Origin of the sequence: Enterobacter sp. BIDMC 29 (assembly GCF_019378755.1) — a bacterium.
Taxonomy (GTDB): Bacteria; Pseudomonadota; Gammaproteobacteria; order Enterobacterales; family Enterobacteriaceae; genus Enterobacter; species Enterobacter ludwigii.
Window position 1 is genome coordinate 1,330,965 of the sequence record NZ_CP080000.1, and the last position, 23,018, is coordinate 1,353,982.

The window sequence follows — 23,018 nt, forward strand, 5'->3', positions numbered from 1 at the left end:
TACTGGTGTTAATCTAGGCCTGTAAAATAACGCTGTCAACCTGTCAATTGAGGCCGTCGATCTGTGAATAGAGTCAACTTGAATAACGATAAAACATTCAGTGTGAGGGAAAAAATCTTGCTGACCGCGCACGATCTGTTTTATTCCAGCGGATTTAAAGCAACGGGCGTGGATACCATTATCAAGCAGGCTAAAGTCACTAAAGTGACGTTTTATCGCCATTTTCCGGGAAAAAGTTTACTGATTGTTGCCTATCTCCACTATCGACACGAAATATGGATTGACTGGTTTGAAAGCACGCTGCGTCGACATCTTGCTGCGGGCAAAACCCCGGCCAGTGCATTATCAGACACGCTGTATGAATGGTTTGTTTCGCCGTTATTCCATGGGTGCGCCTTTATTAATGCCAGCGCAGAAGCAAAATCTGAAGAAAATGAACGCGAAATAAAAGATATTTGCCGCAATCATAAAGCCGAAACAAAGGCAAAAATAGCGTCCCTGACCGGCATAACCGATGAGAAAACCGTTAATGAAATCATGATGCTGATCGACGGCGCGATTATTCATGCGCAAATGGGGATCGCAGCGGATGAGGTCATAAGCTCATTGAAAAAGGGAGTAGAACGGCTGACAGAAAACGCCGCCTGACCCGGGGCACGATCGGCCGTCGACGAAATACGCTTAGCATGGAGGGGCTGGCGCTGAGCCTGGCAGTGAATGCCAGGCTCCTGCCTTTAGTCATCATTTTCTGCCCGTTCAGCCAGCGCCAGCGAGCTGGCACTGGCCGGATCAAACAGGGAAATACTCTCAATCTGATTCAGCATGATCACCTTTCTGAAGTCCATCGCACTTCCGGGTTCTGAATCCAGAGTAATGTCGTGGCGGGCATACCATTTGCTGTAATTATTTTCGATGCAGATCCGCATTGTCTTTTCATCGCGATAGCCGCTTAGCATAGGGATCAGCACGATATTGGCGGTTTTTTCATACTCGAGCGTTGCGGTGTGGATCATGCCGACATAAATCCGTCTCGAGCGCAGCGTCACCTGCGCCAGCTCCCCTTGCTCCATACACTGATACAGCAGTTGTTCGATACCGCTCGACTGCGCGAGACGTTTGTAGAGCTTCTTCCTGCCTTCTCCGTCCAGCCTGGCGCTGCCTGCCCAGTTAGAACGATAAAGACAAAACAGGATGGCGAAGGCCAGCATGACGACAACCGGTGCCTGAATACCTAAAAAGCTCCAGTTCATAAAATCTATTTGCCAGTCGGCATAGGTCTGCGCCGTGAAGTGGAAGGTGTTGTCGGCGGCAGAAAGTGCATAGAGCAACAGCCAGAGCAGCCCCGTGGCGATCACCCCTTGCAGAACGAAGATACAGCCATACAGGGCAACGAGAAAATAGACATCCCAGCCGAAAGATCGCTTGATTTTAAAACGGGTCGACAGGTCACGGCTGGTGTACCAGTACCCACAGACCATCAGCACCATAAAGATAGCCGTTCCCATATCAGGCCCTCTTCAGCGCGTTAACATGACGCAGGAAATCCTGTCGTACCTCGTTGCTCTTGTAGTTTACCGAGGCGTTCCCGTCCTGGTCGATGATGATGCGATCGCCATCCTCCACGGCTTCGATAATTTCCTGCTGGCTCATCACCTGGAGCAATGATTCCGGACTGGAGAAAAGTGACAGAAAGAAACGTTTCATCGCGGGGTTTCCTCATCCTTATGATTAAAAAGGATAAGTCTGGAAGAAGAAGGGGAAATTCGCCTTAAGGTAAAACTGAAAAGCAAAACGGGAAACATGTGCGTCAGAAAATGTTCTGAAAAAACCATCGACAAGAAAGGTGTAACTTTTTGAAAAATAATATAAATAAAAAATAGTTTTACACAAACTTGGACAAATAACGTTAATTGTGTAAGTTTTAATTATGCGATTACGCCACGTTGTTTACCGCCAGGATGTGACCCATGAGCACTTTGCCCTCTGTCGTGAGTCGGTTTGTTGAGTACTACACCGCACTGGATAGCCAGCCGCCCTCAGCGCTGGTCGGGCTTTATCATTCGGATGCCACGCTTATCGATCCGTTCGGCGAGCATGACGGGATTTTCGCGCTCCAGCGCTATTTCACCCATCTGCTGGCCAATGTAGAAAATTGCCGTTTTACCATTGATCCTCCGCTGTTCGGTGACCGCCGTTTCGTTGTCACGTGGATTATGCACTGGTCGCATCCGCGCATTGCCGGAGGCGAGCCGCTCGACCTGCCGGGATGTTCGGTGGTGGAGACCGAGCATGGGTTGATTACTCGCCAGCGTGACTATTACGACGCCGGAGAGATGATCTACGAACACCTTCCGCTGCTCGGTTGGGCAGTGCGCGGCGTGAAGCGGAGGGTGAACGCATGAGCACGGTTTTGATTACCGGAGCAAGTTCGGGCATCGGCGCCGGGCTGGCGAAATCCTTCGCTGCTGACGGCCACACGGTTATCGCCTGCGGGCGCGATCCGGCGCGTCTGGACGCCCTGCATCAGCACAGCCCCACTATCACGGTTCGCCTGTTCGATATGACAGACAGGGACGCCTGTCGCCAGGCGCTGACGGGCTGCTATGCCGACCTGGTTATTCTCTGCGCCGGTACCTGCGAATACCTTGAGCAGGGCGTGGTGGATGCAGCGCTGGTAGAGCGGGTGATGACCACCAATTTCCTCGGGCCGGTGAACTGTCTCGCCGCGTTACAGCCGCAGCTGGTTTCAGGCAACCGCGTGGTGCTGGTCAGCTCCATGGCGCACTGGCTGACGTTCCCGCGCGCAGAGGCTTACGGCGCGTCCAAAGCGGCGCTGAGCTGGTTTGCCGACAGTCTGCGGCTCGACTGGGAGCCGAAAGGGATCGCCGTGACGGTGGTATTTCCGGGCTTCGTTGATACGCCGCTGACGCGAAAAAATGACTTTGCCATGCCGGGCAGGGTGAGCGTTGAGGAGGCCGTGCAGGCCATTCGGACCGGGCTGGCCAAAGGGAAAATGCAAATTGCGTTTCCGGTGGGGTTTGGCCTTATCTTGCGGTTGCTCTCAGGGCTTCCCGCGTTTCTTCAGCGCACACTGCTGCGCAGGATGGTGCGTTCATGAAGATTGCCATTATCGGCAGCGGCATCGCCGGGTTGACCTGTGCCTGGCGTCTTGCCGGTCATCATGAGGTGACGCTGTTCGAAGCGGGGGCCACTCCCGGCGGGCATACCGCGACGGTTGACGTGCCGACGCCACAGGGCACTTTCGCCATCGATACCGGTTTTATCGTCTACAACGACCGTACCTACCCGCGATTTATGGGCCTGCTGAGCGAGCTGGGTATCAGCGGGCAAAAGACGCAGATGAGCTTTTCGGTGCATAACCCGCAAACCGGGCTGGAGTACAACGGACACACCCTGACCTCGTTATTTGCCCAGCGTCGAAACCTGGTGAACCCGTCGTTCTGGCGGCTGCTCGGGGAGATTGTCCGCTTTAATCGCCTGGCGAAACAGGCGCTGGAGAGCGAGCCAGACCCGCACGCGACGCTGCAGACGTTTCTGGAGAGACACCGCTTTACGCCGTTTTTCGCGCGTCACTACATTCTGCCGATGGGGGCGGCCATCTGGTCATCGTCGTTGCAGGAGATGAAACGTTTTCCGTTGCCGCTCTTTTTGCGTTTCTTTGACAATCACGGCCTGCTGGATGTGACGCATCGTCCGCAGTGGTACGTCGTGCCCGGAGGTTCGCGGGAATACATCCGCGCCATGATGGATAAACTCGGTGACCGCCTGACGCTGCACCTCAACGCCCCGGTGCAGCGGGTGATTCGTCAGCAGAATGGGGTAACGATCCAGCTCGACAACGCGAGCCACAGCGTTGATCAGGTGATTTTTGCCTGTCACTCCGGGCAGGCGCTGGCGATGCTTGACGCGCCGAGCGCGGCTGAGCAGGACGTGCTGGGCGATATCGGCTGGCAGCGTAATGAGGTGGTGCTTCACAGCGATCCGCGCTGGCTACCGGTACGTCAGCGTGCCTGGGCGAGCTGGAACTACCGTCTGAGCCAGCAGGATCAGGCCAGCGCCTGCGTCACCTACAACATGAATATTTTGCAGGGGTTGCCTGCGGGTAGCCCGCTGTTCTGCGTCACCCTTAATCCGGACATCCCCGTGGATGAACGCTTCGTTCTGAAACGCTTTGTCTATGAACACCCGCTGTTTAACCCCAAAAGCTGGCGTGCACAGGCGCGTCGCGGTGAGATTAACGGCCACCAGCGTAGCTGGTTCTGCGGCGCTTACTGGTACAACGGCTTTCATGAAGATGGCGTGCGCAGTGCGCTGGACGTGGTGAATGCGATAGCCGCCGGGGAGGGGAACTGAAATGAACAGCTGCCTCTATCACGGTGTCTTACGCCATCGTCGCTTCCGGCCGAAAGCGCACCAGTTCCGCTACAGCGTCTTTATGGCCTGGCTCGATCTCGATGAGCTGGAGACGTTGCCCGCGGTCGGGGTACGTCGCAATCGCGTTGCCGCCGCTTCGTTCCATGATGCGGATTATCCGCTGGGCACGCCACTTAAAGAGAACGTCCTCACCAGGCTTGAAAGCCTGACCGGAGAACGGCCGCAGGGGCGGGTTATGCTCCTGACGCAGCTGCGCTACTTCGGATTCCATTTTAATCCGGTCAACTTTTACTACTGCTATGACCGGGCGGAGACGCTGCGCTGGGTGCTGGCGGAAGTTCGCAATACCCCGTGGAATGAGCGTCATTACTACGCGGTGAATGGGCAGGATGCGCGTCCCACAGAAAAAGCGTTTCATGTTTCCCCTTTTAACCCGATGGACATGGTCTACCACTGGCGCTTTAACCCGCCTGACGACTCGTTGCATATGCACATTGAAAACCATCAGGAAGCGAAGGTGTTTGACGCCACGCTGGCGCTACGCCGGGAGCCGCTTACCCGGGCGGCACTGCGGTCGCTGCTGCTGCGCATTCCACTGATGACCCTCAAAACCGTTTTCGCTATTTACTGGCAGGCGCTGCGGCTGTGGCTCAAGCGCGTGCCGCTGTATAACCATCCCGTCAGCAGGAGTGAACGCTCATGACCGATCCCGTCTTTGCGCTTGAACCCGATATCCCGCGCAACGTCCGCATCGCGCGCTGGCTGCTGTTTCGTCTGTTAAGCGGTATCCGCGGCGGCTCGCTGACCCTGCGTGAGGGTGCTCAGACGTTCCATTTCGGCGAGACATCCGCTGCGCTGCATGCGGACGTTCAGATCCTGAGCCCGGGCGTGTACTGGCGTGTCTTAACGGGGGGCAGCCTCGCCGCCGCTGAGGCCTGGATGGATGGCGAATGGGAAACCACACAGCTCACACCATTGCTTGAGATCCTGGCGCTTAACGGGCAGGTGCTTGGCCGGCTGGAAAAGGGATTTCGTCTGTTCAGCAGGCCACTTGAACGGCTTCGTCACTGGACGCGGCGAAACTCACGCGCCCAGGCCCGCGAAAATATTGCCGCGCATTACGATCTGGGTAACACCTTCTATGCCCATTTTCTGGACAACGAGTTGCTTTACTCCAGTGCGCTGTTCACCGCAGATGAGCAGGATCTCACGGCGGCTCAACAGGCCAAAATGGCTCGCCTGTGCGATCAGCTGGCGCTGAACGCCAATGATCACCTGCTGGAAATTGGCACCGGCTGGGGCGCGATGGCGGAATATGCCGCCCGTCATTATGGCTGTCGGGTGACCACCACGACGCTGTCGCAGGAGCAGTATCTCTGGGCGAAAGAACGGATTGTCCGCGCCGGGTTGCAGGATCGCGTTGAGGTACTGCTGTGCGATTACCGCGACCTCACCGGAGAGTACGACAAGCTGGTCTCGATAGAGATGATTGAGGCCGTGGGGCAGCGCTATCTGCCAACCTTCTTCCGCACCTGTCAGGCCAGGCTGCGACCGGGAGGTCGTATGGCAATACAGGCCATCACCATTCAGGACCAGCGCTATCGCGACTACAGCAAAAGCGTCGACTTTATCCAGCGCTACATTTTTCCCGGCGGTTTTTTACCAAGCATCACCGCCATGAATGAGCTTATGACGCGCCACACCGATTTCGTGATGCGCAATCTCTTTGATATGGGGCCCGACTATGCCCGCACGCTGGCTCTCTGGCGCCAGCGCTTCGTGCATGCATGGCAGGAGATTGAAAAGCTTGGGTTCGATGAGCGGTTTCGTCGGATGTGGCTGTACTACCTCGGTTACTGCGAAGCCGGGTTTAACGCCCGCACCATCAGCGTGGTGCAGCTGACCGCCGAGCGCGTATGAAACATTATTTGCAGGTCTTTCTGCTGGCTATCGCGTTCGATTTTTACTGGGCGCTGGTGGTGCTCTTTCGCGAGCAGGGCCTGATTATCTGGATCGTGCTGGCGGTTGTGGCCTGCCTGCTGTTGCCGTCCGCGTACCGACTTTACGCCATTGCGCTGGCCGCGGCAGGGAGCCTGCTGGATGCGCTCTGGGCGTTGACGGGCCTGATTGCGTTTACGGGTGAGTCACTACTGCCGCTGTGGATGGTGGCACTGTGGCTGATGTTCGCCACCGTCTGGACTCAGCTGACGCGCACAACAACATTACCCGGCTGGCTGCTGACCCTGCTGGCAACCGTGGGCGGGCCTGTCGCCTATCTGATTGGCGAACGGCTTGGCGCCATTACTTTTCTGGAGCCGACTTTTATTGTCATCAGCTGGATGGCACCGGGCTGGCTGGTATTGATGCTGTTTTTCCATCTGCTGGTGGGGAGACAAAAATGAGAGCTGCGGCACTGCTTCTCTGCCTGATAATCCTGTCCCCCGTGGCTCAGGCTGCCGACTGGCTGACCTGGCGCAAGGTCGGTGACGCCACGCTGACCTGGGGGCCGTTCACCGTCTATACCTCACAGCTTCGCACGCCGGAGGGGCTTTACAGCGGGGAGAACGGAGATCGGGCGCTGATCATCACTTACGCGCGTGAAATCGACCGTGACGACCTGGTTGAGGCAACTCGCGATCAGTGGCAGGCGCAGGGGATCCTCGAGCAGGAGCCCCAAAGCGAAGCCTGGCTACATATGCTCCAGTCGCTCTGGCCCGATGTTGGGCCGGGCAGCCAGCTGGCGTTTGTGGTCACCGACAGGCAGGGGCAGTTCTGGTACCGCGCTTCGGCGGCGCAGAAAAACTTTATTCCACTGGGACCACGTCAGTCCGCCGCGTTCAGCACGCGCTTTCTGGCAATCTGGCTCAGTCCCCGCACGCAATATCCCGCGCTGCGTCAGCAGCTGACAGGAGGGCAACAATGAAACGTATTCTGGTCATCGCGCTGGCGGTAACGATGCTGCTGGCCGGCTGCAGTACAGAGGTGACGGAATACCGTCAGCAGCAGCCGAAGCTGGATATCTTCCACTATTTTCAGGGGAAAACCGAAGCGTGGGGCATGGTGCAGGATCGCAGCGGTAAACAGTTGCGCCGGTTTCACGTTGAGATTGCCGGGGACGTTATCGGCGATACGCTGACGCTCAATGAACATTTCGTCTATGACGACGGCGAAAAGCAGCAGCGGGTATGGCATATCCGACGGATGGGGGGCGATCGCTACGAAGGCACGGCAGGGGATATCGAAGGGGTGGCGACCGGGCAGGCGGCGGGAAACGCCTTCAACTGGCATTACAGCATGCAGGTGAAAGCCAATGGCAGCACCTGGCTGCTGCACTTTGACGACTGGATGTACCTGCAGGATGAAACCCATCTGTTCAATAAAACAGAGCTGAAGAAACTGGGCGTCACCGTCGCCACGGTGACGCTGTTCTTTACCCGCAAGGCGTGACGTTACTCGCTCCTGGGTGCCGGTTCGGCGGGGGTTTTGCTGCTGAGGTAGATGAAGATCAGCGCAATGGCCAGGCAGACGATGGCCCCGAGACGGCTCAGCGAAAACGGAATGACGGCGTTACCCAGCCAGCCAAAGCTGTCAATCAACATGCTCATGGTGAGCTGGCCGAAGATCACCGCGACCGTGGCAACGGCGGTACCGATGCGTTGTACCGCCAGTACCATTATCACAATGTAGGGCACGCCGAACAGGGCACCGAGCAGCTGCCATTTGGGCACGTCCATCAGGGTAACGGCCTGTTTGGGTTCAAAGAAGAAGATCAGCAGGGCGGTGACCAGCGCACCAACGGAAAACGTCAGAAACGCGCTTTTAAAGACGCCCACGCTGCTTCCCAGCTGTCCGTTGATGGCGGCCTGGATGCTCAGCGTCGCACCGCCACACACTGCCAACATAATCATAATCAGTGTCATTTTGTTACCCCTGTGCAACCAGAACCAGCGCGGCAATGATGAAAAGCAGCGCGATGATGCGTTTACCGTTAATCTTTCTGGGCGTGGTGCCCAGCAACCCATAGTGGTCAATGATAAGACTCTTAAAGACCTGACCTGCCAGAATGCCAATCATCGTCAGGGCAATGCCGATGGCCGGCGTGGCGAGGGTCAAAATGACGACGTAAACGGGCCCGAGTACGCCGCCGAGCAGTTGCCATGCGGGCTGTGCGAAAAACGACGGACTGTTACGCGGGCTGAAAAACAGCATCAGCAGAAACGTCAGCGCGGCACCTGTACCGAAAATACTGAACGTGGCCCATAAATCGCCGACTTCCCCACCCAGTGGCCCCAGCAAGCCAGCCTCTACGGAGAGGCCCATGCCGCCGAGAATAACCAGTAAAATTAACATCCATTGCATATTCATTATCTCTACGTTCTGAAGGCGAAACAGACTAGCCCTGAACATCGATGAGAAAAATGCCATAATGCAGGAAACACCTTTGCAGGAAATGCACTAATGGTTGATGCCGGAAATATGAATATCCGCTCGCTGCGGGTTTTTATTGCGGTTTACGAAGCGCAAAACTTTTCTGTGGTCGCCCGGCGGGAGGGGATGTCTGCCTCGCAGGTTTCACGCGTTATCCATCAGCTTGAGGACGCGCTCGGCCAGCAACTTTTCTATCGTAATACCCGGGCGGTGATCCCAACGGAAAGCGGCCACCTTTTTATCCGCTACGCCAGAGCGATGGTGGAAAGCCTGGAGGAGGCGCGTCGTGAGCTGGATGAGCGTTCGACGGAGCCTTCCGGCACGCTGCGCATAAATGGCCCGGTGTACTTTGGGCAGCGACACGTTGCCCCTGGTCTGCCTGCACTGGCGGCGCGGTATCCCCGGCTGAATATAGAGCTGACGCTGACCGATGACTTTATCGACCCGCACAAAGATGCCGCCGACGTTATCTTTCGCATCGGCATGCTGACGGATTCAACCTTTCACGCGCGGGTTTTTGGCCAGCAGCGTTACCATCTGGCCGCGTCGCCGGACTATTTGCGAAAACACGGTGTGCCAGACGGGCCGGATGACCTCAGTCGCCACCAGTGCCTGGTCTACCGCGGGTCGTCAGGTCCCAATCGCTGGCTGGTGCGAGGTCAGGGGGAAGCCTGGGTGCATTACCCCGTGGTGCCGCTGATGACCTCCAATAATGCGGAGTCGCTGCTCATTGCCGCGCTGGGCGGGATGGGGATCGTGCTGTTTCCGGACTGGCTGATTGGCGACAGACTGCAGAAGGGGGAACTGGTCGCACTCCTCGCGGAACGGGAGTGCGCCATAAACACCGAGCCGCTGAACATTGCGGCGATCTATCCTCACGCCCGTCATCCGCCCCTGAACGTCAGGGCGGTGATTGATCATTACGTGGCGCTTTTCGGCACCCCGCCTTACTGGCAGACGTAGCGATTACGCGCCGAGTTCTTTACGGATAATGTCGGCGCCGGCGCTCAGGGCGTTGAGCTTTCCGTTGGCTACCTGACGTGAGAGCGGGGCCATCCCGCAGTTTGTTGATGGCCACAGCTTGTCGGCATCGACAAACTGCAGCGCTTTACGCAGCGTATCGGCCACTTCCTCTGGCGTCTCAATGGTATTGGTCGCCACGTCAATGGCACCCACCATCACCTTTTTGCCGCGGATCAGTTCCAGCAGGTCCATCGGTACGCGGGAGTTGTGGCACTCCAGCGAGATGATGTCGATATTGGACGTCTGCAGTTTAGGGAAGGCTTCTTCATACTGCCGCCATTCTGAACCGAGCGTTTTTTTCCAGTCGGTATTGGCTTTGATGCCATACCCGTAGCAGATATGGACCGCGGTCTGGCAGCGCAAACCTTCGATGGCACGTTCCAGCGCGGCAATACCCCAGTCGTTCACCTCATCAAAAAACACGTTAAAGGCCGGTTCATCAAACTGGATGATATCAACGCCTGCCGCTTCTAACTCCCTCGCTTCCTGGTTGAGAATTTTGGCAAATTCCCAGGCCAGCTTTTCGCGGCTTTTATAGTGAGCGTCATAGAGGGTGTCGATCATGGTCATCGGGCCGGGCAGAGCCCACTTGATCGGTTTATCCGTGAGCTGGCGTAAATACTTTGCGTCATCAACGAACACCGGTTTTTGACGCGCGACGGCATCCACCACGGTCGGCACGCTCGCGTCATAGCGGTTACGAATTCGCACGGTCTGGCGGTTCTCAAAATCAACGCCGCTGAGGTGTTCAATAAAGGTGGTGACGAAGTGCTGACGAGTCTGTTCGCCGTCGCTGACAATATCAATGCCCGCACGGATCTGCTCATCCAGAGATAAACGCAGCGCATCCTGTTTACCGGCAAGTAATTCCTGATCCTGCAATTTCCATGGCGACCAGAGCGTTTCGGGTTGCGCAAGCCAGGTTGGCTTAGGCAAACTGCCAGCCGTTGAAGTCGGGAGCAATGTTTTCATAGTAGAAGACCTTTATTATCGATTAATTAAAGCGTGTTGTGACCTGACCACTGCTCAAGAAGAGGTTTATAGGGCTTGATGAAATACGCTTCCGTAAATTTGCCCTGTTCAATTGCCAGCCGGCTGCGTTCTTCGCGGTCATAAACAATTTTTGTTAATGAATGATCCTCATGATTCAGATCGGGCTGGTAGCATTCTCCGGCGGTCGAGTTCGCATTGTAAATTTCAGGGCGATAAATTTTCTGGAAAGTCTCCATGGTGCTGATGGTGCTAATCAACTCCAGGTTGGTGTAATCCCGTAATAAATCGCCAGTGAAATAAAACGCAAACGGCGCTGCGCTATTCTCAGGCATAAAGTAACGAACCTGCAGACCCATTTTCCCGAAGTACTGCTCGGTTAAGGATGTACCGTCCGGACGATACTCGATGCCCAGCACCGGGTGCTGGTTGCCTGTGCGGCGGTAGGTGTCTTTGCTGGAGACGCTCAGGCAGATCACCGGTGCCTTTTTGAAGTTCTCTTTGTATTCAGGTGAGTTAACGAAATGCCGGAAAATAGTGCCGTGCAGCTCACCAAAATTATCCGGGATCGCGAAGCGGGACTGATTTTTATTGTGCTCCGGCAGCAAGACGCTGAAATCATAATCGCGGACATAGGACGAGAAATTATTTCCAACGATACCGTCGATGCGCTCATGGGTCTTTTTATCAACGATCGTTGTCTGCAATATTTCGATAGCCGGGAAGGGCTTCTCAGCGCCGATATGCAAATCCACAGAAATAATGTCCAGTTCGAGCGCATAGCGATCGGCTTTTGGGTTATCCCAGCGCGCTAACGCGTTAAAACGGTTATTCATCATCACCAGCGTATTTCGCAGGTTTTGCTGGCGTTTTTCGCCACGGGCCAGGTTGGCGAAGTTGGTGGTGGTACGCGTATTTTCTGAAGGGTTATAATTTTCATCAAAGCAACTACGCTTAAGGCTAAATGTAAAAGCATTACTCATCGTCGTTATACATCCTAAGTTCTTGTTGCTAAGAAGTTACCAATGCATAATTTATGCCTGAGCCCGTGACGGAGGGGAAGTGACTTAATTTCACTGCAACATGAGCTATCTTCATGAACAGCGCCTTTCCAGGTATAATCCCCAAAATTTCAATACGGTTTAGAAACGATCATGACAAAACTCACCCTACAAGAGCAGATGCTGAAAGCAGGCTTAGTCAGCAGTAAGAAGATGGCTAAAGTTCAGCGCACGGCCAAGAAATCGCGCGTTCAGGCCCGTGAAGCAAGGGAAGCAGTAGAAGAGAATAAAAAAGCGCAGCTCGAGCGTGACAAGCAGCTGAGCGAGCAGCAGAAGCAGGCGACGCTGGCGAAAGAGTTTAAAGCGCAGGTCAAGCAGCTGATCGAAATGAACCGCATCACCGTGACCAGAGGCACCATCGCCTTTAACTTTACCGACGGCAATCTCATCAAAAAAATCGAGGTCGACAAGCAGACGCAGGCCCAGCTGATCAATGGCCGCCTGGCGATTGCGCGTCTGGTGATTAATGCCAATGGCGACTGCGACTATGCGATTATCCCGGCAGTGGTGGCCGATAAAATCGCCCAGCGCGATGCCGAGAGTATCGTGTTAAACAGCGCCCTGAGTCAGGAAGAGCAGGATGAAGACGATCCGTACGCAGATTTCAAAATTCCTGACGATTTGATGTGGTAAGTCGCGCTTAAAACGGTGCGGCGTGACGGGCGTTAATTGCCTCTGCGCTCACCGGATGCACAAAATCCAGCTCGCTGGCGTGCAGCATCAGCCGCGGTATCTGTTCGGTGCCCGGCAGTGCAAGACCACCATACAGATCGCAGCCTAAAATAGGGTAGCCCAACTGCTGGCAGTGAATACGCAGCTGGTGGGTTCGCCCGGTCTCCGGGGTCAGTCTGACCCGCGTTAACGGCAGTGCCGCATCATAAAACCGGTCCATCACCTGATAGCGTGAGCGTGCGGGTTTGCCGGTAATTGCACAAATCGACATCAGCGGAAACAGCGCCGGATCTTTAGCAATCGGGGCATCAATCACGCCCTCGTCGTGTTCCACATGCCCGCAAAGCAGGGCGCTGTATACCTTTCGCACGGCGCGCTGGCTAAACTGGTGACAGAGGGCGGCGTTAATCGCTTTATTGCGCGCAATCACCATCAGCCCGGATGTACCGAAATCCAGACGATGCACCAGCGTGCAGCCGGGAAACGTCTGTACCAGTCGATAATGCACGGAATCGCGGTTTTGCGGATTTTTGCCTGAAAGGCTGAGCAGACCGGAAGGCTTATTAATCAGGACCAGATGTTCGTCCTGCCAGAGGATCTCGATCTCGTCGTGACACGGTGGGGCAATAAAAGAATCTATAATCGCAGACATCAGACGGCCCGACAGAAGAGTGGGTGCGGATGATAGCGAATTTTTAGCGGTGGGGACAGTAAGAAACCCTCCCACCAGGCGGTGAGAGGGGGATGATTAAGCGGCTACGAGGCTGTCGATAGCGGCTTTCGCGTCAGTCTGCGCTTTGGTCGCAACTTCCGGGCCGTAGGCAATACCTTCAGCAAACACGAAATTCACGTCGGTGATACCGATGAAGCCCAGGAACAGAGTCAGGTACGGTGCAACCAGGTCAGTTGGGGTGTCTTTGTGAATACCACCACGGCTGGTCAGTACAATCGCACGCTTACCTTTCACCAGACCTTCAGGACCGTTTTCAGTGTAACGGAAGGTTACGCCGGCACGGGCAACCAGGTCGAAATAGTTCTTCAGCTGAGTAGGGATGTTGAAGTTGTACATTGGCGCGTTGATCACGATAACGTCGTGCGCCTGCAGTTCAGCAATCAGCTCGTCAGAGAGGGCCAGGGCTTCCTGCTGACGTGGCGTCAGGGGAGCGTCGCCTGGACGCAGCGCGCCAACCAGTTCGCCATCCAGCACAGGAATCGGGTTTGCAGCCAGGTCACGCACGGTTATTTCATCAGCAGAATGCTGTTCACGCCACTGTTCAACGAAGTAGTCAGAGAGCTGACCAGACTGTGAGTACCCTGCCAGAATACTGGATTTCAATACTAATACTTTGCTCATGGGTGATTCCTGTTTTTGCATTTGATTGAAGGGGGTTGCCCCGTTGCTTGTTGACACTCTATTCACAATCCTGTCGCAGGGATAGCGCAATATATCGAAGTCTATGTTCGAATTTTTTGAATAAGGCACTTAAAGCGCCAATGTGATACTCTATAGCAATCATTAAAAAGAGATTTTACCCGGCAGTGCACTGCCCGTTAACGCTATGACAGAACAACAAAAATTAACCTTCCCGATGCTCCTGCAACAGCTTGATTCACTGATGCTGCGTGATAAACAGCGGTTTGCCCGCCGTCTGCACGGGGTGAAGAAGGTTAAAAATCCTGATGCACAACAGGCCATTTATCAGGAGATGGCGAAAGAGATTGAACAGGCGGCAGGGAAAGTCGTGCTGCGCGAAGCTGCACGTCCGGAGATTACCTACCCGGAAAACCTGCCGGTCAGTCAGAAAAAACAGGACATTCTTGACGCCGTGCGCGACCACCAGGTGGTGATTGTTGCAGGGGAAACCGGTTCAGGGAAAACCACTCAGCTGCCGAAAATTTGTATGGAGCTGGGGCGTGGGGTGAAAGGGCTGATTGGTCACACCCAGCCGCGTCGTCTGGCGGCGCGTACCGTGGCGAACCGTATTGCCGAAGAGCTGCAAACGCAGCCCGGCGGCTGCATTGGGTATAAGGTGCGATTCAGCGACCACGTTAGCGATAACACCATGGTTAAGCTGATGACTGACGGTATTCTGCTGGCGGAAATCCAGCAGGATCGTCTGCTGATGCAGTACGACACGATCATTATCGATGAAGCGCACGAACGCAGCCTGAATATCGACTTCCTGCTCGGGTATCTGAAAGAACTGTTACCGCGTCGCCCGGACCTGAAAATTATCATCACCTCCGCCACCATCGATCCGGAGCGTTTCTCAAAGCATTTCAACAATGCGCCGATTATCGAGGTCTCTGGCCGAACGTATCCGGTGGAGGTGCGCTATCGCCCGATAGTGGAAGACGCGGACGATACCGAGCGCGACCAGCTGCAGGCCATCTTTGATGCCGTCGACGAGCTGGGAAATGAAAGCGCGGGCGACATTCTGATTTTCCTGAGCGGCGAACGAGAAATTCGCGATACCGCTGACGCCCTCAGCAAGCGCGATCTTCGCCATACCGAAATTCTTCCGCTGTATGCGCGCCTGTCAAACAGCGAACAAAACCGCGTGTTCCAGCCGCACAGCGGACGTCGTATTGTGCTGGCCACCAACGTGGCGGAAACCTCGCTTACCGTGCCGGGCATCAAATATGTGATTGACCCGGGTACGGCGCGTATCAGCCGCTACAGCTACCGCACCAAAGTGCAGCGCCTGCCAATTGAGCCGGTTTCTCAGGCTTCCGCTAATCAGCGTAAAGGCCGCTGCGGCCGTGTGTCGGAAGGGATCTGTATTCGCCTCTATTCCGAGGACGATTTCCTGTCGCGACCGGAGTTTACTGACCCGGAAATTCTGCGCACCAACCTGGCGTCGGTCATCCTGCAGATGACTGCGCTAGGGCTTGGCGACATCGCCGCGTTCCCGTTTGTCGAAGCGCCGGACAAGCGCAATATTCAGGACGGCGTGCGCCTGCTGGAAGAGCTGGGTGCCATCACCACCGACGAGCAGGCTAGCGCCTACAAACTGACGCCGCTGGGCCGTCAGCTCAGCCAGCTGCCGGTTGACCCGCGGCTGGCGCGCATGGTGCTGGAAGCACAGAAACACGGCTGTGTGCGTGAAGCGATGATCATTACCTCCGCGCTCTCGATTCAGGATCCGCGCGAGCGTCCGATGGACAAGCAGCAGGCGTCTGATGAAAAACACCGTCGGTTCCACGATAAAGAGTCCGACTTCCTCGCCTTTGTGAACCTGTGGAACTACCTCGGCGAGCAGCAGAAAGCGCTGTCGTCGAACCAGTTCCGCCGCCAGTGCCGCGTCGATTTCCTCAATTATCTGCGCGTGCGCGAGTGGCAGGATATCTACACGCAGCTGCGTCAGGTGGTGAAAGAGCTGGGCATTCCGGTTAACAGTGAACCGGCGGAGTACCGCGAAATTCACATTGCGTTGCTGACCGGTCTGCTCTCCCATATCGGGATGAAGGATGCCGACAAGCAGGAGTATACTGGGGCGCGTAACGCCCGTTTCTCCATCTTCCCGGGGTCCGGTTTATTCAAGAAACCGCCTAAATGGACCATGGTGGCCGAACTGGTGGAAACCAGCCGCCTGTGGGGCCGCATTGCGGCGCGCATTGATCCCGAATGGGTTGAACCTGTTGCCCAGCACCTGCTGAAGCGCTCATACAGTGAACCGCACTGGGAGCGCGCGCAGGGCGCGGTGATGGCGACCGAAAAAGTGACCGTTTACGGTTTGCCGGTGGTTGGCGCGCGCAAGGTTAACTACAGCCAGATAGACCCCGCGTTGTGCCGCGAGTTGTTTATTCGTCACGCGCTGGTGGAGGGCGACTGGCAGACGCGTCATGCGTTCTTCCGTGAAAACCTCAAACTGCGTGCCGAAGTGGAAGAGCTTGAGCATAAATCCCGTCGCCGCGACATTCTGGTCGACGACGAGGCGCTGTTTGAGTTTTACGACCAGCGTATCAGCCACGATGTGATTTCTGCCCGCCACTTCGACAGCTGGTGGAAGAAGGCCAGCAAAGAGACCCCGGACCTGCTCAACTTTGAAAAGAGCATGTTGATCAAAGAGGGAGCGGAGTCGGTCAGCAAACTCGATTACCCGAACTTCTGGCATCAGGGCTCTCTCAAGCTGCGTCTGACCTATCAGTTTGAGCCGGGCGCGGATGCGGATGGCGTCACCGTACACATTCCGCTACCGCTGTTAAACCAGGTCGAAGAGAGCGGATTCGAGTGGCAAATTCCGGGGCTGCGTCGCGAGCTGGTGATTGCGCTGATCAAATCGCTGCCAAAACCGGTGCGTCGTAACTTTGTGCCTGCGCCAAACTATGCCGAAGCGTTTTTAGGCCGCGTAACGCCGCTGGAGTTGCCGCTGCTGGATTCGCTGGAGCGTGAGCTCAGGCGCATGACGGGCGTAACCGTCGACCGCGACGACTGGCACTGGGATCAGGTGCCCGATCACCTGAAAATCAGCTTCCGCGTGGTGGACGACAAAAACAAAAAGCTGCAGGAAGGCCGATCGCTGACCGAACTGAAAGAGGCGCTGAAAGGCAAAGTCCAGGAGACGCTTTCTGCGGTGGCTGATGATGGTATCGAGCAGAGCGGATTGCACATCTGGAGCTTTGGCGCGCTTCCGGAAAGCTACGAGCAAAAACGCGGCAACTACAGGGTGAAGGCCTGGCCTGCACTGGTGGATGAGCGTGACAGCGTGGCCATCAAACTCTTTGATAATCCACAGGAACAACAGCAGATGATGTGGCGTGGTCTGCGTCGTTTGCTGCTGCTTAATATTCCGTCACCGATTAAATATCTGCACGAGAAGTTACCGAACAAAGCCAAGCTTGGCCTCTACTTTAACCCGTACGGTAAAGTGCTGGATCTGATTGACGACTGCATCTCCTGTGGCGTGGACAAGCTTATTCACGAGGCGGGCGGTCCGGTCTGGTCAGAAGCGGAGTTTGCGGTACTGCATGAGAAAGTCAGGGCAGAACTGAACGACACCGTGGTCGACATTGCGAAACAGGTCGAGCAGATCCTCACCACCGTGTTCAATATCAACAAACGCCTGAAAGGGCGCGTGGATATGACCATGGCGCTGGGGCTGTCGGACGTGAAAGCGCAGATGGCCGGGTTAGTGTACCGTGGATTCGTTACCGGCAACGGCTTCAAACGCCTTGGCGATACGTTGCGTTATCTGCAGGCGATCGAAAAACGTCTGGAGAAAATGGCTATCGATCCGCATCGTGACCGCGCGCAGATGCTGAAAGTGGAAAGCGTGCAGAAGGCATGGCAGCAGTGGCTCAACAAATTGCCGCCAGCGCGCCGTGACGATGAAGACGTGCAGGCGATCCGCTGGATGATCGAAGAGCTGCGCGTCAGCTTCTTTGCCCAGCAGCTCGGTACGCCGTATCCCATTTCGGATAAGCGTATTTTGCAGGCAATGGAGCAGATTTCGGCGTAACGTCGGGTGTTCGCCCTCTCTCTGTGAGAGAGGGCATCTGCGTTTAGCGATTCACCACGGCCAGGGTAAAGCCATCCCATCCTTTACTGCCCACCGTTTGTAGCGCGGTCGCCGTCAGGCGCGGGTTATCCCCGATCATCTCAATAAATCGTTTGACGCCCTGTACGCGGGCATCGTCGCTTTGCGCGTTAATCACTTCGCCGTCCCGAACCACATTATCTCCGACGATCAGCGTTCCCGGGCGTGAGTAGTACAGTGCCCACTCCAGATACCCCGGATTGTTTGGTTTATCGGCATCGATAAAAATTAGGTCGAACGGCGGAATATCACCGATGTGTTCAAGAGAGTGCAGCGCCGGGCCTTCAATGAGCTCAATCCGATCGCTGAGCCCCGCCAGCTGGATATTCTGCCGTGCAACGCGGGCATGGATGGGGTCCGCTTCGAGGGTGATCAACTTCCCGTCAGGTGGCAGCGCACGCGCCATCCAGATAGTGCTGTAGGCGCCCAGCGTGCCGATTTCAAGGATCCGCCGTGCCTGCGTCATGCGGACAAAAAGCGCCAGCAGCTGCCCCTGATTGGCTGCGACATCGTGTTCGGGTAAACCAGCTCGCTGGTTGTTTTCCAGCACCCGCTGGAGGATATCATCCTCGGGAATGAGTGAAGAGATCATGTAATTATCGACTGCAGACCACTGTTGTTGCATAGATTGACTCCTGAGTGGCAAACACCGGGTTGCGCTGCGATCCGGTTTTCGCCCTCTCCATGCCGGAGAGGGCTTGTGGGGTATCAGGTCACGCGTTGCTCCAGCCTCCGCCCAGTGCTCTGTACAAATCAACCTGCGCCAGCAGCAGGTTATTTTTGACCTGCACGACGCTGGTTTGTACCGAGAACAGCGTGCGCTGGGCATCCAGCACATCCAGGTACGACGAATAGCCGTTGCGATAGCGGTTTTGCGCTATGCGCAGCGTCTCTTGCGCCACATCTTGTTGGGCAAGCAGCTCCGTCAGTTGTTCCTGATAGCGCGTGATGGCATCAAGACTGTTATTGACCTCGGCAAAGGCGTTACGGACGGTTTTTTCATAACTGTAAAGCGCCTGGTTGCGCTGGGACTGCGAAATATCCACCTGTGCGTTCAGCGCCTGGCGGTTGAGCAGCGGAGCAAGAATGCTGCCGCCGACGCTCCAGAGCTGCAGCGGGTTGTCGAGTAAGCCGGAGAGCGTGCGATCCTGTATTGATCCGGTTGCGGTCAGGTTGATCGACGGCAGCAGGCTGGCACGAGAGGCAGCCAGCGAGGCATCAGCCGCAACCAGTTGCTTTTCAGCCTGCACAATATCCGGACGGCGATTAAGCAGCGAGGAGGGCAGTTGCGAGGGCAATGTCAGGGGCGTCAGGGCCGCAAAGCTTTCACTGCGCGCGACCTCGCCCGGGTTGCTCCCCAGCAGCAGGCTCAGGGCGTTCTCCTGCTGTGCAATCTGATGCTGCAGCAGGGGAACCTGCGCCCGCGTGGAGCGCAGTTCGGAGTCGGACTGCATCAGTTCCAGGCGTGAACTGTAGCCCGTTTCAAACTGGCGTTTAGCGAGAGTGAATGCCTCTTCCCGGGACTTCAGCGTGGAGCGGGTGACGCGAAGCTGTTCATCGAGGGACAGCAGGGTGATATAGCCGGAGGCGACCGAGGACGCCACGGTAAGATCTGCTGCCGCCGCCGCGGCTTTCTGCGCGTCCAGCGAGGCTTCAGCCGCATTCGCGGTGCTGCGGTTTACGCCCCAGATATCGACATCATAGCTGGCGGTGAGGCTGCCTTTATACAGGCTGCTGTAGATCGGCAGACCGGTGGCAGCAGATTGTGTCCGCGCGCGGGTGCCCGTGACGCCAGCATTCAGCGACGGAAACAGGCTGCCGTCGGCCGCGTAGACCCGCGCCTGATACTCGTTAATCCGTTCGCGGGCAATCAGCACGTCGCTGTTGTTCTTAAGCGCCTGGTCCACATAGCGGTTCAGATTATTGTCGTGGAAATTACGCCACCAGAGCTGTTCTGCAGGGCTTGCCGGGCCTGCTGTTGCTCGCCATTGCGTGGGGATGTGCAGCGACGGCTGCGCCGGTTTCACGTCAACCGACTGGCAACCGGCCAGCACGGTCATGATCATCAGAACGGCTATCGGGCGAAGGGTCATTGCTTCGCCTCCCGCGTATCAATGGTCACCTGCACCGACATGCCCGGACGCAGAAGCTGATAGGCTTCCTGGTCACCCAATACTTCAATTCGCACCGGAATACGCTGGGCAATTTTGACAAAGTTACCCGTGGCGTTATCCGGCGTGATGGCGCTGAACTCAACGCCGGTTGCAGGAGAGATGCTCTCCACGCGGCCCTGATAGGCTTTATCATTTAATGCATCGACGGTGAATTTCACCGGCTGACCCACCCGAAGCTCCGCCAGCTGCGTCTCTTTAATATTGGCGATCACCCAGTGCTGAGGCGGCACGAGGGTGGTGAGGTGGGTTCCGGCGGTAACATAAGCTCCCAGACGAACGGCGATCTGACCAAGCTGGCCGTCGCGTGGCGCTACAATGCGCGTGTTTTGCAGGTCAATTTGCGCCAGCTCCAGCGCCGCTTTGGCGTTTTCCACATCCGCCTCCAGCGCGCCGCGATTGACGATCACCGTTTGCAGATCCTGGCGCGACATTTCCAGCGTGGCTTTCGCCTGATCAATGTCGGCGCTGCCCTGGGCTGCGCTTGCCAGCGCGGCGTCGCGCTCACGGATAGACAGTGAACCATCCGCCGTCAGGTCCTTTACGCGTTTCAAATCCGCCTGGGATTTCAGACTCTGGGCGCGGGCATTTTTCAGAGCCGCTTCGTTTTTGGCGATCACCGCTTCGGCGCTTTTGCGCTGTTGCAGATTGTTGTTCAGGGCGGCAATCTTCATCGCCAGCTGTGCCTCAGCCTGATGCACCCGCTGGCGGTAGATACGGTCATCAATCTGCAGCAGCAGCTCGCCCTTTTTGACCCGGTCGAAATCCTGCACCTTCACCTCAGTGATATAGCCGTTAACCTGCGGGCTGATAAAGGTCGTCTGTCCGCGCACGTAGGCATTATCAGTAAACTGCGAGTGGCGGGTAAACGGGGGTAGCTGCCAGGCGTAGAGGATCACCAGTACGCCGACAATACCGATTGCCGCCGCGGTGAAAACCGAAACGATACGGACATTTTTACGGGTGTTGGCCTGCTCTTTAGCGGCATCCTGCTGACTCATAACATCTCCAGAGAAATCATTTTCATATTCATTACTTGTTGCCTGTTGCCTTCTTCAGGGCCATACGGGCAGTCAGGCGCAGGCGCAGCAAGCGCCATAAAATCCAGACCAGGGTGGCGGCGGCAATGCTCGCCGTCAGTAAATAAGTATCGTTATAAGCCAGAATATTTGCCTCAAGCGATGAAACCGTTTGCAGCTGGGTGATGGCCTGGGTGCCCAGCAGCGAGCTGTCGCCAATCAGGCTCCGGTACAACCCGGTGTAAGCCTGAATACGGTCATTCACCAGCGGGTTCAGGGTTGTGAGCTGATCGGCCAGCATGCTGGAGTGGTATTTCTCGCGCCAGGTCTGGAAGGTCCCCAGGATGGCAGAGCCGAGCAGGCCGCCGAGGTTCTGGCTCATGCCAAACATCACCGAGAAGCTTACCAGGTTGCGCGGATCGGCGATAACCCCGCCAATGGCGGCCAGCATGGCGGGCGCGAGGAAGAAGGCGCTGCCGAAGCCCAGCAGGAACTGGCTGAGCATCAGCTGGTCCGGGCGGGTCAGGTTGTTCGACTGGCTGTCCAGCAGGGAGGCAACAATCATGAGCGCCAGCGAGGTAATGATCGGCCACGCCAGTTTTGTGGGCTTGATGGTCAAACAGCTGGTCACAATCCCGCAGACAATACCGGCAAAAATAGACCACGCCAGGTGGGTCATCTGCTCATTCTGCAGGCCGACATACTGCAGCCAGCCGATAACGCCTGTGTTTTGCTCCGCCAGCACGATGCGGATCAGCAGCATAATGAGCCCGAGACGCACGATGCTGCCGCTCGACAACCAGCGGGTATTCAGCAACGGGTTAGAACGGTTATGTTCAAACACGATCGCAGACACGATTAATACCAGCGCTAATGCCAGCGACCAGCCGATCCACGGCGCTTCAAACCACCAGTAAAGACGGCCTAAGGAGAGCACCGCGCAGAGCAGCGCCATCCCCGGGGCCAGTAAAAAGAAGGTGATGAAGTCTTTTTTCTCGAAGACCTTGCGCCGGTCGCCAGGAGGCAGTTTCAACGCTATCACGCAGGCCAGTGAAATGAGCGCCAGCCCGAGCTCAAAGAAGTAAAGCCCGCGCCACTCGTCAAGCTGCAGCAGCTCGGTCGAAAAGAGGCGGGCGAGGGGGATGGCGAGCGATGACCCGGTAATCCCGATGGTCAGCGCCTTCAGACGGTGTTTCGCGGGCCAGGCCTGTATCTGGTAGTAAATACCGAGGGAGCTGAGCGCGGCGGCCACCATCCCGTGTGCGGCACGCACCATCAGCGCGGAGCTGAGATCGTTTACAAACAGGTGGAAAAAGGTGACCAGCACATACAGCACCAGAAAACCTTCCGTGAAGGCGCGCAAACCATACTGCTGGCGGAATTTCACCAGCAGCAGGTTGATGGAGATGTTGGTCATCACATACACCGCCGGGAGCCAGGCGATTTCTGTCGACCAGGCCCCGAAGGTTCCCTGCAGATTTTGCAGATTGGCGGTGACCACCGCATTACCCAGCGCCCCCGTCAGGCACACCAGCAGACCGACAACCCCGTAGGCAATCCGTTTTGGCGTGCTGTGTTCTGGCGTGGAGGGCGAACCCAAGAGGGCGGGTTTCTCATGAGGCTGCCACTCGCGAGGAGCATAAGGGTCGCGTTCGGGCAGGCGCATAACGTCTTTTACCTTAGAAAAAATTGAATAATGAGTGGGCTAACGATTCTACG

24 protein-coding genes are annotated in these 23,018 nt (G+C 56.3%); 12 read left to right on the top strand and 12 right to left on the bottom strand.

All coding sequences use genetic code 11. From position 1 onward, the window contains the following. Positions 1-63: 63 nt before the first annotated feature. The gene (locus tag JTA15_RS06005) at positions 64-648 is read left to right on the top strand and encodes a TetR/AcrR family transcriptional regulator (protein WP_219372971.1); all 585 of its coding nucleotides are present in this window, start codon (positions 64-66) and stop codon (positions 646-648) included. An 86-nt stretch (positions 649-734) separates the two neighbouring features. Here the strand turns inward: JTA15_RS06005 and JTA15_RS06010 are convergent, their stop codons facing one another. Both JTA15_RS06010 and JTA15_RS06015 read right to left on the bottom strand, forming a co-directional pair. Beyond that, positions 735-1,505 carry a hypothetical protein gene (locus JTA15_RS06010; protein ID WP_219372972.1) on the bottom strand — a complete coding sequence of 257 codons (771 nt, stop codon included), beginning with the start codon at positions 1,503-1,505 and terminating at the stop codon, positions 735-737. A gap of 1 nt (position 1,506) precedes the next feature. Continuing rightward, entirely contained in the window at positions 1,507-1,704 is a 198-nt protein-coding gene (locus JTA15_RS06015) for a hypothetical protein (RefSeq protein ID WP_008502331.1), read from the bottom strand. A 263-nt stretch (positions 1,705-1,967) separates the two neighbouring features. Here JTA15_RS06015 and JTA15_RS06020 point away from each other — a divergent pair, with 263 nt between their 5' ends. From JTA15_RS06020 to JTA15_RS06055, 8 genes are read left to right on the top strand one after another with little or no spacing between them, the layout of a single operon-like run. Further along, complete coding sequence (locus JTA15_RS06020) at positions 1,968-2,402, top strand: nuclear transport factor 2 family protein (protein ID WP_014169955.1); 435 nt, start codon at positions 1,968-1,970, stop codon at positions 2,400-2,402. After that, positions 2,399-3,118 carry an SDR family NAD(P)-dependent oxidoreductase gene (locus JTA15_RS06025; protein WP_047744606.1) on the top strand — a complete coding sequence of 240 codons (720 nt, stop codon included), beginning with the start codon at positions 2,399-2,401 and terminating at the stop codon, positions 3,116-3,118. Before JTA15_RS06020 ends, JTA15_RS06025 begins: the two co-directional genes overlap by 4 nt. Then, positions 3,115-4,374: an NAD(P)/FAD-dependent oxidoreductase gene (locus JTA15_RS06030; protein WP_219372973.1), complete on the top strand. Its 1,260-nt coding sequence runs from the start codon at positions 3,115-3,117 to the stop codon at positions 4,372-4,374. The genes JTA15_RS06025 and JTA15_RS06030 overlap by 4 nt, the downstream gene beginning before the upstream one ends. Position 4,375: 1 nt before the next feature. Further along, the gene (locus tag JTA15_RS06035; protein ID WP_014169958.1) at positions 4,376-5,098 is read left to right on the top strand and encodes a DUF1365 domain-containing protein; all 723 of its coding nucleotides are present in this window, start codon (positions 4,376-4,378) and stop codon (positions 5,096-5,098) included. Next, positions 5,095-6,315 carry a cyclopropane-fatty-acyl-phospholipid synthase family protein gene (locus JTA15_RS06040; protein WP_047744609.1) on the top strand — a complete coding sequence of 407 codons (1,221 nt, stop codon included), beginning with the start codon at positions 5,095-5,097 and terminating at the stop codon, positions 6,313-6,315. The genes JTA15_RS06035 and JTA15_RS06040 overlap by 4 nt, the downstream gene beginning before the upstream one ends. Further along, complete coding sequence (locus JTA15_RS06045) at positions 6,312-6,797, top strand: DUF2878 domain-containing protein (protein ID WP_032678106.1); 486 nt, start codon at positions 6,312-6,314, stop codon at positions 6,795-6,797. The genes JTA15_RS06040 and JTA15_RS06045 overlap by 4 nt, the downstream gene beginning before the upstream one ends. Continuing rightward, on the top strand, positions 6,794-7,318 hold the full coding sequence (locus JTA15_RS06050; RefSeq protein WP_219372974.1) for a chalcone isomerase family protein: 525 nt from the start codon (positions 6,794-6,796) through the stop codon (positions 7,316-7,318). Before JTA15_RS06045 ends, JTA15_RS06050 begins: the two co-directional genes overlap by 4 nt. Beyond that, the gene (locus JTA15_RS06055) at positions 7,315-7,842 is read left to right on the top strand and encodes a DUF3833 domain-containing protein (protein ID WP_032678108.1); all 528 of its coding nucleotides are present in this window, start codon (positions 7,315-7,317) and stop codon (positions 7,840-7,842) included. Before JTA15_RS06050 ends, JTA15_RS06055 begins: the two co-directional genes overlap by 4 nt. 2 nt (positions 7,843-7,844) lie before the next feature. Here JTA15_RS06055 and JTA15_RS06060 read toward each other — a convergent pair whose 3' ends face one another. Continuing rightward, a complete protein-coding gene (locus tag JTA15_RS06060; RefSeq protein ID WP_025204259.1) occupies positions 7,845-8,315 on the bottom strand; it encodes a DMT family transporter in 471 nt (156 codons plus the stop codon). Between the two features lie 4 nt (positions 8,316-8,319). Beyond that, entirely contained in the window at positions 8,320-8,754 is a 435-nt protein-coding gene (locus JTA15_RS06065; RefSeq protein ID WP_025204258.1) for a DMT family transporter, read from the bottom strand. A 99-nt stretch (positions 8,755-8,853) separates the two neighbouring features. On the opposite strand from JTA15_RS06065, the gene JTA15_RS06070 reads away from it, so the two are divergent. Then, positions 8,854-9,786 carry a LysR family transcriptional regulator gene (locus tag JTA15_RS06070; RefSeq protein ID WP_063156018.1) on the top strand — a complete coding sequence of 311 codons (933 nt, stop codon included), beginning with the start codon at positions 8,854-8,856 and terminating at the stop codon, positions 9,784-9,786. Positions 9,787-9,789: 3 nt separating this feature from the next. On the opposite strand, the gene JTA15_RS06075 is transcribed toward JTA15_RS06070, so the two are convergent. Both JTA15_RS06075 and JTA15_RS06080 read right to left on the bottom strand, forming a co-directional pair. Next, positions 9,790-10,818: a methionine synthase gene (locus JTA15_RS06075; protein ID WP_025204256.1), complete on the bottom strand. Its 1,029-nt coding sequence runs from the start codon at positions 10,816-10,818 to the stop codon at positions 9,790-9,792. A 26-nt stretch (positions 10,819-10,844) separates the two neighbouring features. After that, on the bottom strand, positions 10,845-11,819 hold the full coding sequence (locus tag JTA15_RS06080) for a DUF1852 domain-containing protein (protein WP_014169967.1): 975 nt from the start codon (positions 11,817-11,819) through the stop codon (positions 10,845-10,847). A 171-nt stretch (positions 11,820-11,990) separates the two neighbouring features. Between JTA15_RS06080 and JTA15_RS06085 the strand changes: the two genes are divergently transcribed. Further along, positions 11,991-12,530 (top strand): DUF2058 domain-containing protein, encoded by a 540-nt coding sequence (locus JTA15_RS06085; RefSeq protein WP_014169968.1) that lies wholly within the window; start codon positions 11,991-11,993, stop codon positions 12,528-12,530. A gap of 7 nt (positions 12,531-12,537) precedes the next feature. Here JTA15_RS06085 and JTA15_RS06090 read toward each other — a convergent pair whose 3' ends face one another. Both JTA15_RS06090 and azoR read right to left on the bottom strand, forming a co-directional pair. Beyond that, positions 12,538-13,221, bottom strand: a complete 684-nt coding sequence (locus tag JTA15_RS06090; RefSeq protein WP_032678112.1) for an RluA family pseudouridine synthase — start codon at positions 13,219-13,221, stop codon at positions 12,538-12,540. Between the two features lie 96 nt (positions 13,222-13,317). Beyond that, on the bottom strand, positions 13,318-13,923 hold the full coding sequence (gene azoR, locus JTA15_RS06095; RefSeq protein WP_025204253.1) for an FMN-dependent NADH-azoreductase: 606 nt from the start codon (positions 13,921-13,923) through the stop codon (positions 13,318-13,320). A gap of 205 nt (positions 13,924-14,128) precedes the next feature. On the opposite strand from azoR, the gene hrpA reads away from it, so the two are divergent. Beyond that, positions 14,129-18,031 (top strand): ATP-dependent RNA helicase HrpA, encoded by a 3,903-nt coding sequence (gene hrpA / locus JTA15_RS06100; protein WP_032678113.1) that lies wholly within the window; start codon positions 14,129-14,131, stop codon positions 18,029-18,031. A gap of 43 nt (positions 18,032-18,074) precedes the next feature. On the opposite strand, the gene JTA15_RS06105 is transcribed toward hrpA, so the two are convergent. The 4 genes from JTA15_RS06105 to JTA15_RS06120 form a co-directional block, all read right to left on the bottom strand. Continuing rightward, positions 18,075-18,734 carry an O-methyltransferase gene (locus JTA15_RS06105; RefSeq protein WP_219372975.1) on the bottom strand — a complete coding sequence of 220 codons (660 nt, stop codon included), beginning with the start codon at positions 18,732-18,734 and terminating at the stop codon, positions 18,075-18,077. A gap of 88 nt (positions 18,735-18,822) precedes the next feature. After that, positions 18,823-20,202, bottom strand: a complete 1,380-nt coding sequence (locus tag JTA15_RS06110; protein WP_219372976.1) for an efflux transporter outer membrane subunit — start codon at positions 20,200-20,202, stop codon at positions 18,823-18,825. Continuing rightward, positions 20,199-21,281 (bottom strand): HlyD family secretion protein, encoded by a 1,083-nt coding sequence (locus JTA15_RS06115; protein ID WP_014169974.1) that lies wholly within the window; start codon positions 21,279-21,281, stop codon positions 20,199-20,201. Before JTA15_RS06115 ends, JTA15_RS06110 begins: the two co-directional genes overlap by 4 nt. A gap of 31 nt (positions 21,282-21,312) precedes the next feature. Continuing rightward, on the bottom strand, positions 21,313-22,965 hold the full coding sequence (locus JTA15_RS06120; RefSeq protein WP_032681063.1) for an MFS transporter: 1,653 nt from the start codon (positions 22,963-22,965) through the stop codon (positions 21,313-21,315). Between the last annotated feature and the right edge of the window lie 53 nt (positions 22,966-23,018).